At 70.6% G+C, this 11710-nt stretch carries 10 protein-coding genes; 9 read left to right on the top strand and 1 reads right to left on the bottom strand.

From position 1 onward, the window contains the following. Nucleotides 1–550 (top strand): RICIN domain-containing protein (locus KGA66_RS25385; protein ID WP_211471432.1); only part of this gene is annotated, 550 nt, incomplete at its 5' end. A gap of 277 nt (nt 551–827) precedes the next feature. Here the strand turns inward: KGA66_RS25385 and KGA66_RS25380 are convergent. Next, nucleotides 828–1844 carry a LacI family DNA-binding transcriptional regulator gene (locus tag KGA66_RS25380; RefSeq protein WP_211471430.1) on the bottom strand — a complete coding sequence of 339 codons (1017 nt, stop codon included), beginning with the start codon at nt 1842–1844 and terminating at the stop codon, nt 828–830. 220 nt (nt 1845–2064) lie between these two features. Here KGA66_RS25380 and KGA66_RS25375 point away from each other — a divergent pair, with 220 nt between their 5' ends. The 8 genes from KGA66_RS25375 to KGA66_RS25340 all read left to right on the top strand — a co-directional run. After that, the gene (locus tag KGA66_RS25375; protein ID WP_211471428.1) at nt 2065–4344 is read left to right on the top strand and encodes a cellulose-binding domain-containing protein; all 2280 of its coding nucleotides are present in this window, start codon (nt 2065–2067) and stop codon (nt 4342–4344) included. A gap of 298 nt (nt 4345–4642) precedes the next feature. Then, nucleotides 4643–5419, top strand: coding sequence for a FadR/GntR family transcriptional regulator (locus tag KGA66_RS25370; protein ID WP_211471426.1), 777 nt, complete (start codon nt 4643–4645; stop codon nt 5417–5419). 436 nt (nt 5420–5855) lie between these two features. Continuing rightward, on the top strand, nt 5856–6917 hold the full coding sequence (locus KGA66_RS25365) for a sugar ABC transporter substrate-binding protein (RefSeq protein WP_438822077.1): 1062 nt from the start codon (nt 5856–5858) through the stop codon (nt 6915–6917). Between the two features lie 54 nt (nt 6918–6971). After that, nucleotides 6972–8024 carry an ABC transporter permease gene (locus KGA66_RS25360; RefSeq protein ID WP_211471422.1) on the top strand — a complete coding sequence of 351 codons (1053 nt, stop codon included), beginning with the start codon at nt 6972–6974 and terminating at the stop codon, nt 8022–8024. Further along, complete coding sequence (locus KGA66_RS25355; RefSeq protein WP_211471420.1) at nt 8021–8833, top strand: ATP-binding cassette domain-containing protein; 813 nt, start codon at nt 8021–8023, stop codon at nt 8831–8833. The genes KGA66_RS25360 and KGA66_RS25355 overlap by 4 nt, the downstream gene beginning before the upstream one ends. Before the next feature lie 171 nt (nt 8834–9004). Next, a complete protein-coding gene (locus tag KGA66_RS25350; RefSeq protein WP_211471418.1) occupies nt 9005–9934 on the top strand; it encodes a ketopantoate reductase family protein in 930 nt (309 codons plus the stop codon). 79 nt (nt 9935–10013) lie between these two features. Next, nucleotides 10014–10985 (top strand): ribokinase, encoded by a 972-nt coding sequence (locus KGA66_RS25345; protein WP_438822076.1) that lies wholly within the window; start codon nt 10014–10016, stop codon nt 10983–10985. Between the two features lie 113 nt (nt 10986–11098). Continuing rightward, nucleotides 11099–11710, top strand: a 612-nt coding sequence (locus KGA66_RS25340; protein WP_211471414.1) for an FAD-dependent oxidoreductase, incomplete at its 3' end; no start/stop codon positions are given.

Below are 11710 nucleotides of genomic sequence, written 5' to 3'. Positions count from 1 at the left end.
CAGCTACACCCTGACCAACCTGTGGACCGGCGCGATCACCACCACCACCGGAACCATCAGCGCCTCCGTCCCCAGCCACGGCACCGTCATGTACCGCGTCGCCGGCGGCTCCTCTTCCGGCGGAGGCGGCGGCGGTGGCGGCGGCGGCGGGACGAGCACGGGTGCGTTGCACGCGGTCGGCGCCGGCAAGTGTCTGGACGATCCGAACAGCACCACGACGCTGGGTACGCAGCAGCAGATCTACACCTGCAACGGTGGCGCGAACCAGACGTGGACCCACACCTCCGCCAACCAGCTGACCGTCACGGTGAACGGCACGACACTGTGTCTGGACGCTTACGACAACCAGACCAGCGCGGGAACGAAGGTGATCGTCTACTCCTGCAACGGCCAGGTCAACCAGCAGTGGAGCGTCAACTCCAACGGCACCGTCACCGGTGTGCAGTCAGGGCTCTGTCTGGACGTGACCGGAGCCTCGACGGCGAACGGCGCCCTGGTGGAGCTGTGGACCTGCAACGGCGGCAGCAACCAGCAGTGGACCCTCGGCTAGGCAGTGCCGGGAGATGTCTCCAGAAGGTGTTCGGTCCGGGGCGCACGTCGCGGTCGTCGATCGGCCGATTCGTTCCCGAAACCGGACCGAACACCGTCTCAGGCCCCACACGAACGCCGGCGCGCGCATGACTGCGGTGGCGGCCGAACCGGCCGGCGCCGAGCATGGCGAGGCGGCGCGGCGCGGGGCGCGGCGGGCGCGGTGGCGGCGGCGAAGCAGAGCTCTGCCGCCGCTCTCGCCGTTCTTGTCGTCCTTGTCGATTTCGTCGAACTCGTCGTTACCGCCGCGCCACCGCGGGCCCGGTGCTGTGGCGCAGCGCGATCGGCGGAGTGAGCAACTCCCGCACCGGCTCGGTCTGCGGCTTGGCGATCCGCTCCCGCAGCAGCCGCACCGCGATGGCGGCCAGTTCGCCGGCGGGCACGTCGATCGCGGTCAGCGGGGGATGGAACTGCTCGGCCCACTGCCGCGCCACCAGGCCCGTGATCGAGAAACCCTGCGGCACGTCGAGTCCGGCGCGCGTCAGCGCCCGCTGGATCCCCGGCAGCGCCGCCTCGTTGATCGTCACGACCCCGGTCACCTGCGGGTAGAGCCGCAGGATCGTCTCGACGCAGGACTCGCCGGCCAGGTCGTTGTCCGCGCAGCAGAATTCGACGCCTTCGACGCGGCGGCACGTGGTGGCCCGGGCGAAACCGTCGCGGGCGCGGTGCGCCGGGGCGTACCCGGACATCACCAGCTCGGTGGACCGGTTGATCAGGGCTATGTGCCGGTGCCCCAGGTCCGCCAGGTGGTCGACGCACTGACCGACCAGCGCGGCGGTGTCCAGGTCCACCGAGGACACCGGCTGCGGCCTGGTGGTGCGGCCGATGGTGACGAAGGGGATGTGGGCGCGGCGCAGCCGCTCGATCCGCGGATCGTCGAGACGGATCTCCATCAGTATCACCCCGTCCAGCTGCCGCCTGGTGGCGATGCGTTCGAACGAGCGGTCGTGATCGGTTCCGGACGGGGAGAACAGCACGTCGAAATCGGCGCGCGTGGCGGCGGCGATGACGGCGCCGACGAAGCCCAGCTGCATCTCGGTCAGCTGCTCTGCGGCCGGCGGGATGACCAGACCGACCGTGCGGGCGAACGGCTCGCCGGCGGTGCGCGCGGCGACCTGCGGCCGGTATCCCAGTTCCCTGGCGACGGTCAGCACCAGTTGCCGGGTGGGCTCGGACACCGCGCGTTTGCCGCTGAAAGCGTACGAGACCGTGCTGCGCGAGACGCCGCAGCGGCGGGCGACTTCACCGATGTTCATCGGACTCTCCCTCACGTGGTCGGGCGCGGCCCGGCTCAGCCCTGTTGCCCGTGGCTGAGCACGATTCCGGCCGACGCGTGGCTGCGGCGCGGTCCGGTCGGCGCCGCGCAGTGTAGTCACCGCACTGCCCAGGGACAACGAGTCCGCGCGCGTGCCCACACGCGCGGCCCACACGTGCGCCACCACCGTGGTGTGGCGCGGAAAACGGAGGAACGGCAGGATGAGGAAGAGATTTGAGATCAGACCCTGGAGCCGAGGCGGCCGCCTGGCGCTGGCCGCCGGTTCGGCTCTCGCGCTGGGATTGCCACTGCTCGCGGCGCCGCCCGGCCACGCCGCCTCGGGCGAGTCGCTGACGGTGAACCTGGCGTCCGCGAAAGGCCCGTCGACCGGAGTGGGGGAGGGGTTCCTGTACGGCGTCAGCCAGGACGGTACGCAGCCGGCGGACCAGTACGTCCTCCCGCTCGGCATCACCGCGTACCGGGGCGGCGGCCACGCATCCCGCGGATGGATCGGGGACAACTACACCTACGGCTCGGGTACGAAGGCTGACGTAGCGGAGATCATCGCGCAGGCGAAGCGATTCACCCAGTCGCCGTATCACTCGCAGTACCAGGTGATCCTCAGCGACGTCTATGGCGCGGACGGCGGTCAGCCCTCGAACACGACCTTCCCGTGCGACAACGGCAACTGTTCCAACTGGGTGAGCTTCATCGACGCCACCGTGGGCGCGTTGCAGTCCTCGGGCCTGAAGCTCGCCTACGACATCTACAACGAGCCGGACATCTCCGTCTTCTGGACGCGCGGGATGAACAGCACCCAGTACTTCCAGATGTGGGACACCGCGGCGCGGGAGATCCGCCGCATCGCCCCGGGAGCGCAGATCGTCGGTCCGTCGCTCGCGTACACCCCGCTGCGCAACTCCGGCGAGTGGTCCACGTGGCTGGCGCACGTCAAGTCCGCGGGCACGGTCCCGGACATGATCACCAACCACGACGAGGGCGACGTGGACGACCCGGTGGCCGTCTCGCAGGCCCTCAACAGCCAGCTGTCCTCGGCGGGGATCGGGTCGCGGCCGTTGTCGGCGAACGAGTATCAGCCGGCTGATCGGCAGACCGCGGGGGTGACCGCGTGGTATCTGGCGCGGTTCGCGCAGTCCGGGTACACCAACGCGATGCGCGGCAACTGGGTGTGCTGCCAGACGCCGAACCTGACCGGGGTGCTCACCCAGTCCAACGGAACGTGGCAGCCGACGGGCAGTTGGTGGGCGCTGCGCGACTACGCTGACATGACCGGCACGCTGGTGAACACCTCCGGGCAGGTCGGTTCGACGGCGATCTCGGCGTCCGAGGACAGTACGGCGAAGCGGGCGGTGGCGATCGTCGGGGACTCCAACGGGTACACCGGCTCGGCGTCGGTGACTTTCAGCGGCCTGTCCTCGCTTTCCTGGCTCTCCGGTAGCGGGAGTGTCAACGTCCAGGTGCAGCGGATCCCGGACCAGGCGCCGCTGTCGGCGCCGCAGGTCGTCTACAACCAGTCCGTGAGCGCGTCCAGCGGCTCGATCACCGTGCCCTTCACCTTCCAGGCCGCGCACGACGCGTTCGCGATCTACCTCACGCCCAACGGCTCCCCGGCCAACACGGTGACGGTCACCAACCCCGGTTCCCAGACCGGGACGGTGAGCACCGCGATCAGTGGTCTGCAAATGAACGCCACCGATTCGGCGTCCGGCCAGACGTTGACGTACAGTGCGTCGGGTCTTCCGGCTGGCCTGTCGATCTCCTCTTCGGGTCTGATCTCGGGTACGCCGAGTGCGTCGGGCACGTTCAATGTGACGGTGACGGCGAAGGACGGTACCGGGGCGTCGGGTTCGGCGTCGTTCACGTGGACGATCGGGACCGGTAGCAGCGGGAACACGGTGACGGTCACCAATCCGGGTGCGCAGAGCGGGACGGTGGGCACCGCGATCAGCGGTCTGCAAATCCAGGCTGCTGATTCCGGGTCGGGTCAGTCGTTGACGTACAGCGCGTCGGGTCTTCCGGCGGGCCTGTCGATCTCCTCTTCGGGTCTGATTTCGGGTACGCCGACCGCGTCGGGGACGTTCAACGTGACCGTCACGGCGACCGACTCCACCAGCGCGTCCGGGTCCGCGTCGTTCACGTGGACGATCGGGACCGGTAGCACGGGTGGTGGGACGTGTCAGGTCTCGTACGTGAAGAACGAGTGGGGCGGTGGGTTCACCGCGAACGTGACGGTGACCAACACGGGTACCTCGACGGTGAACGGCTGGACGGTGACCTGGAGTTTCCCGGGTGACCAGAAGGTCACCAACGCGTGGAACGCGAACGTGACCCAGTCCGGGTCGGCGGTCACCGCGACGAACATGAGCTACAACCCGGCCATCGCGCCCGGCGGCAACGTGCAGTTCGGTTTCCAGGGCACCTGGGCCGGCAACGACACCAGCCCCAGCGCCTTCACCCTCAACGGAAACGCCTGCAGCTGACCTGACCTGGTCCGCTGACGCGCGCTCCGGGCCGGGTGCCCGCCCTACACGGCGGCACCCGGCCCGGAGCGCGTCAACGGCGGGCAGTCCGCAGCCAGACATCGGACGCTTGTTCGACCCGGGTCGGTACGGGTGGGAAGGGAGTGACGCCGGGGAATCGGACAATTTCCGACTATATGTCATTGTTCGTCCGTGGTGGCTTTCGTGAAAGCTTCCCGGGCGGTCGTCTGCGCCTTTCTGGACGTGGGACCTTTTGTTACGCTGCCGCAGCGACGCGTGACTGAATGAGGCCCGAGACATGTCCTTGACCGACAAGGCGATCAGCCGTATTCGAGAGCTCATCCGGTCGGGAGCGCTGTCGGCCGGTGCGCGGCTGCCGCCTGAACCGCAGCTCGCGGCGCAGCTGGGCCTGTCGCGCAATCTGATGCGCGAGGCGGTCAAGGCGCTGGTGGTCGCGCGAGTGCTGGAGATCCGCCGCGGCGACGGCACCTACGTCACCAGCCTTGAGCCGGGCGTGCTGCTGGAAGGGGTCGGCTCCGCGGTCGAACTGCTGCGCGGCGAGACGCTGCTGGAGCTGACCGAGGTGCGCAGGCTGTTCGAGCCGGTCGCCACCGCGCTCGCCGCGACGCGTATCTCAGGGCACGAACTGAACGACGTCCGGCGGCACCTGGCCGCGATGCGCACCGCCCGCGACGACGCCGAGCAGCTCAACATGCACGACACCGCATTCCACCACGCGGTCATCGCCGCGACCGGAAACCAGACCCTGGTCAGCTTGCTGGGCGGGATCTCCGGTCGCACCGTGCGCGCCCGGGTCTGGCGCGGCATGGTCGACGACGACGCCGCGGACCGCACGCTGGCCGAGCACGAGGCGATCTACGAAGCGCTGGCGGCAGGGGACGGCGCGCTGGCGCAGGCCGCCGCGCTGGTTCACGTCAGTACCACCGAGAAGTGGCTGCGCAGGCATCTGGCCGGCGACGACGAGGAACCGGACCACGAGCCGGAAGCGGAAGTGGAACCGGACCACGAGCCGCAGCCGCGACCGGAGCGCGAACCGGCCGTGCCCGCCGACTGAACCGCGCTCGATACATCGAACCCTTATCTCTGGGGTCGTGTACCATCGGTCGCCCCGGCCGCGTTCGCCTCGGCGACCGCGCGAGCGAGCGTCCGCGCTCGCAACCGGTGCAGAGAAACCGATGCGCAGCAACCGGTGCAGAGCAACCCCGAGACCGGATACCCGCGCGTCCCCGGCGTCTCTCCAAAGAACTGTTTTAACGGGGATCTCTTGACGCCCCGTGAACCCGGTCCAATGATGGCTTACTATCGGCTACACCCGATGTGATCGGATCCTTTCCGCCATCAGCTTCCGTCATCAGCCGTCTTCGCTGGATGTGAGGTCAATGTCGATCGAGCAGCTTCCGGACAGTGCGGGCCAGGTTGTTAGCGCTAACAACGATCCGCGGCACACAGCCGCCGAACAGCCCCCCGCATTCCTCCAATCACGCCGCGGCCTGCTCAAGGGAGTCATGGCCGGAGGCGGCGCGGCCGCCGCGGCCTCGCTCCTGGCGGCGTGCACAAGCGGGCACAACACCACCTCGACCGCCGGCACCGGCAACTTCGCCAGCACGCCGAAGTGGCGCTTCGTCTTCGTCAACCACGTCACCACCAACTCCTTCTTCGTCCCGACCCGCTACGGGATGCAGGACGCCGCGGCGCTGCTGGGCGTCGCCGACCCGCAGTGGACCGGCTCCCAGGGCGGCGTGGTCTCCGAGATGGTCAGCTCCTTCGAGACCGCGATCAGCGGTGGCGCGGACGGGATCGCGGTGGCGCTGACCGACTCCAGCGCCTTCGTCGAGCCCATAAAGGCGGCGCTGGCCGCAGGCATCCCCGTCATCGCCTACAACGCGACCGCCCCGAACAACTACGCGCTCGCCTACGTCGGACAGGATCTTTACCAGTCCGGGGTGCTGATGGGACAGCGCATCGCGCGGGACGTCACCTCGGGCACGATCCTCGTCGGCATCTCGCAGCCGGGCGGCAACAATGTCCAGCCGCGTCTCGACGGCATCAAGGCCGCGCTCGCCAAGGCGGCGCCCGCGGTGACCGTGCACAGCGTGGACACCGGCGCCGACCAGGCCGGCGAGCTGTCCGCGATGGAGTCCGCGTATCAGGGCGCGCAGGACGCCAAGGGCCTGTACGCCGTGGACGCCGGCAGCACCGCCGGCATCGCGCAGCTGATCGCCAAGCAGGGCATCGCCGGGAAGGTGCACGCCGGCGGCTTCGACACCCTGACCGACACCATCAACGGGGTGAAGACCGGCGCGCTGGACTTCACCATCGACCAGTCCGCCTACCTCCAGGGCTTCCTCAGCGTGCTGTATCTCTACCTGTTCCGCCTGTCCGGCACGCTCGTCTTCCCCCCGGCCACCGACACCGGCCTGACCTTCGTGACGAAGGACAACGTCGGGCCGTACGCCTCGGCCGGCAGCCGCTTCGAGGGCGGCACGAACAAGGCCCTGGTTCCGATGCCGAAGTCGATCACGCTGCCGCCGCCTTCGACGGTTCAGTTGTAGAAGAGGCGCAGTCGCAGAAGCTGACGGTTCAGTCGTAGAAGCTTAGGAGCGCCCGTGGCCGAAGCCGAAACCCACGCCGCCGCCACGCCCGCCGCCGCCCCGGGTCCCGGGGCGGCGCCACCGGGAGCCACACCCGCCCGCGGACCGGGCGCGGCCCTGCTCTCCGCCCTCGTGCGTCGCAGGGAGCTGAGCATCGTCCTGGTGACGATAGCGGCCGTGGTCTATTTCTCCGTGGCCGGCGGCAAGGGATTCAACACCACGAACAACTATCACATCATCATGCAGTACGCCGCGCCGTGGGCGATCATCGGCGGAGCCGAGGCGCTGCTGCTGATCTGCGGCGAGATCGACCTGTCGGCCGGATTCGTCTACACCTTCACCCCCTTCGTCCTGACCTCGTTCTACGACGCCGGGGCCACCGTGCCGTTCGCGCTGATCGGCGCTCTGGCGGTGGCCGCCGGAGTCGGCCTCGTCAACGGCCTGGTCAGGGTGCTGTTCAACCTGTCCTCCTTCATCACCACGCTCGGCATGGGCTTCTTCCTGGAGGGCATGTCGTACATCCAGTCGCGCGGCGAGCCGACCCAGCCGCCGATCGGCGGCGGCCTGCAACGCGTGATCGGCGGATGGCGCTGGTCCGAGCTGGTCTGGGCGCTGGCGATCATCGCCGTGCTCCAGATCGCGCTGTCCGCGACCCGTTACGGCGTCTACACCCAGGCCGCCGGCGGCAACCCGCTCAGCGCCGCGGAGTCCGGGATCAAGGTGGGCCGGATCAAGATCGCCACCTTCGTCGTGACCAGTCTGCTGGCCGGGTTCACCGGCATCCTGGACCAGGTGCGGGTCGGCTCCTTCGACCCGACCAGCGGCGGCAACACCACCATGTTCATGGCGGTGGCCTCGGCCGTCATCGGCGGCACCGCGCTGCTCGGCGGCTCGGGCACGGTGGTCGGGGCGTTGTTCGGCGCGCTGCTGCTGGGCGTCATCAACGACGGATTCAACCTGATAGGCGTCAACGCGTACGCCTTCGACGTCGTGATCGGCATCGCGGTGGTCGTCGCGATGCTGCTGAACGCTTATCTCGCCTCGCTGCGAAAGAGGGCACTGCGATGACCGGCGAAGCGGCAGACCCGAACACCGCCGGGACGCCGGCCGCGGCGGACGGCGCCGGCGCCGGCGCCGAGGTGATCCGGGTCGAGCGCGTCTCCAAGCGCTTCGGCCCGGTCACGGCGCTGCGCGACATCAACCTGCACGTGGCGCGCGGCGAGATCCTCGGCCTGATCGGGGACAACGGCGCGGGCAAGTCGACGCTCATCAAGATCCTGACGGGCTTCCACCGGCCCGACTCCGGCCGCATCCTGTTCGAAGGCACCGAGACCAGGCTGCGGTCGGTGGCGCACGCGCGTTCGCTCGGGATCGAGACCGTGTACCAGGACCTTGCGTTGATCGACGGGTTGCCGGTGTACCTCAACCTGCACCTGAACAAGGAACTGACACACGGCCCGCTGCCGTTTCTGCGCCGGCGGGAGATGCGCCGGCGCGCCCGCGAGGCGCTGGACTCGGTGGGCATCGAGATCCCCTCGGTGACCGCGGAAGTGGGGCAGCTCTCCGGCGGTCAGCGCCAGGCGATCGCGGTGGCCCGCTCGGTGCACTCGGACGCGAAGCTGCTGCTGCTCGACGAGCCGCTTGCGGCGATGGGCGCCCGGGAGGGCACGCAGATCCTGCGGCTGCTGCGGCGCCTGAAGCAACGCGGCGATCTGGCCATCATCCTGATCGCCCACAACTACAGCCAGGTGGTCGACGTCTGCGACCGGGTGAACCTGTTGCAGCACGGCGAGATCACCTTCGACCGGCGCTCGGCGGACACCTCGGTCGCCGAACTGCTGGAGCTGGTACACGCCGAGTACCGCGTCGAGGCGTGACGCCGGGGCCCGGCCTCGCGCAGGTCGGCCTCGCGCAGGTCGGCCGCACGGGGCCGGTCCGCGCGGGCCGGCCCGGACGCGGGAATTCTCCCTGCCCGCCGCGCGGTTCTCCTCCCAGCGGGCGCGCCGCGCCGGCGCGCCCGCGACCGAGCGGAACAGGGAGTGTTCGAGATGTCGATCCTGGTCGTCGGCGTGGGTGCCACAGGCGGCTACTTCGGCCTGCGCCTGGTCCAGGCCGGCCGTGACGTGACGTTCCTGGTCCGTCCGCGTCGCGCGCAGGTCCTGCGCCGGCGCGGACTGCGGGTGATCGGCCTCGGGCAGGACGAGCGCATCGAACCGCGCCTGGTCACCGCCCCCGAACTAGATCAAACCTTTGATACAGTGCTGCTCGCGGTCAAAGCGAGCGCGCTGCCGCCCGCACTCGACGACCTGGCGCCCGGGGTCGGCCCGGATACCCGGATCGTGCCCTTCCTCAACGGCATGGCGCACCTGGACGAGCTCGACAAGCGCTTCGGTCCGGCCGCGGTGCTCGGCGGCGTGGTCAAGGTGCTGACACAGCTCGACGCCGAGGGCGACATCCTGCGGCTGGCGCCGCTCGCCTCCCTGCGGATCGGCGCGCGCACCACCCACGCCGACCCGCGCCTCGACGCGACCGCCGCGCAGCTGTCCGGCGCGGGATTCGAGTTCTCGGTGTCGGACGACATCACCTCCGCGATGTGGCACAAGTGGGTCTTCATCGCCACCATCGGTGCCCTGACCTGCCTGATGCGCGCTCCCGTCGGGGACATCGCGGCCTGTCCCGGTGGCGCGGACCTCGGTCGCGCCGTGCTCGACGAGGCCGCCGCCGTGTCGGCGGCCGCGGGCCACCCGGTGCCGCCGCAGGAGCTCGCGGCGACGAGCGCGCTGATCACCCGGCCGGGCGAACCGTTCGCCTCCTCCCTGTACCGGGACCTGACCGAGGGCGCGAGCACCGAGGCCGAGCAGATCCTCGGCGACCTGTCCGCCCGCGCCCGCGGTCTCGCCGTGGCCACCCCGCTGCTCGACCTGGCCACCCTCCACCTGCGCGTCTACGAGCGCAGACGCGCCGGCGCCGCGCGATAATCGCGGCGTGCCCAAGCGATCCGAACCCGCGCCCGACCCGGAAACCGCCCGAGCCGGCGGCCTCGCGCTCCCTCGGGTCGTGGTGCTCGGCAGCGCCAACATCGACCTGGTCGCCCGCTGCCGGGCGCTGCCCGGCCCGGGGGAGACCGTGCTGGCGACCCGTCTCGATGCGCTGCCGGGCGGCAAGGGCGCCAATCAGGCGGTCGCGGCGGCGCGGTCGGGGATGGCCGAGTGCGCGTTCCTCGGTGCGGTGGGCCGGGACGAGCACGGGGCGCGCTTGCGGGAAGCGTTGCGCGCCGACGGCGTCGACGTCTCGCTGCTGCGCGAAGTCGCGGGCGTGCCGACGGGCATCGCGCTGATCGCCGTCGACGCGCAGGGCGCGAACAGCATCGTGGTCGTACCCGGAGCGAACGGCACCCTGAGCGAGCTGACCGCCGCCGAGCTGGACGCGATCCGGGGCGGCGCGGTCGTGCTCGCGCAGTTGGAGGTTCCGGCCGAGACCGTGCGGGCCGCCTTCGAGGCCGTACATGAGCGCGGGACCCGGGAGGCGGGTGCGGACGCGACGGCGTTGACGGTGCTGAACGCGGCGCCGGCCCGGCCCCTGGACGCGGCGCTGCTCGCGGTCACGGATCTGCTGGTGGTCAACGAGATCGAGGCCGCGATGCTCACCGGGTCGCGGCCGGGCCCGGCCCGGGACGAGATCGCCGCGCCGTGGGATCTGTGCGCCGGGCTGCTGGAACTGGCGCCGCGGGTCGTGCTCACCCTCGGCGAACAAGGGGCCTGCTTCGCCGACCGAGCCGGGACGCGGCATCAGAGCCCTGCCGCGCCGGCGCGCGCGGTGGACACCACCGCCGCGGGAGACACCTTCGCCGGGGTTTTCGCGGCGGCGCTCGCCGCGCGGCGGCCGGCTGTGGTGGCGCTGCGGTACGCCTGCGCGGCGGCTTCCCTCAGCGTTGAGATGCCGGGCGCGATCGCTTCCATTCCCACCGCCGCGCGCACCGCCGAGCGTTACCGGGAGGCGTACGGCGCCGCGACCCCGGCGGTTCGTTGAGCGGCCGGGTGGATGGGGAAGAGGCCAAGTAAAGTGGCGCCTGTCCCGGCCCTGCCGGTTCCCGCGACGGGCGCGGACCGGCGGCGGCGCGCGAGCGAAGCAGGAGACAGTCGTTGATTCCAGAGCACTCGGCCGCGCGGCCGCCCGCCCGCCGCCGGATCGGTGTCGTCGGCGCCGGGATCGTGGGCCTCGCGGTGGCCCGGCGGCTGGCCGAGGTGGGCGGCGACGAGGTGACCGTCCTCGAGAAGGAGAGCGAGGTCGCGGCGCACCAGACCGGGCACAACTCGGGTGTCGTGCACTCGGGCCTCTACTACACGCCGGGCTCGCTCAAGGCGGTGCTGTGCCGGCGCGGCGTGGACCTGTTGCAGGAGTTCTGCGCGGACAAGGGCCTGGAGTACCGGGAGATCGGCAAGGTCGTGGTCGCCCGCGACGCGCTCGAAGTCGAGCGGCTGCGCGAACTGGAGCGGCGCGCGAAGGCCAACGGCGTGCCGGGCGTCGCGTGGCTGGAGCCCGGGGCGCTGCGCGAGATCGAGCCGAACGTGCGGGGCCTGGCCGCGCTGCATTCGCCGAAGAGCGCCATCGTGGACTACCGGGCGGTCGCCCGCGCGCTGGCCGACGACGTGACCGCGAGTGGCGGCGAACTGCTGCTCGGCCGGGCCGTGACACGGATCGCGTCGGAAGGCGGAAGGGTCGCGATCTACCTCGGCGGTGGCGGTGGCGGTGGT

This window comes from Actinocrinis puniceicyclus (genome assembly GCF_018283645.1).
Classification (GTDB): Bacteria; Actinomycetota; Actinomycetes; order Streptomycetales; family Catenulisporaceae; genus Actinocrinis; species Actinocrinis puniceicyclus.
This window is presented reverse-complemented; position numbering and strand designations above follow the sequence as displayed.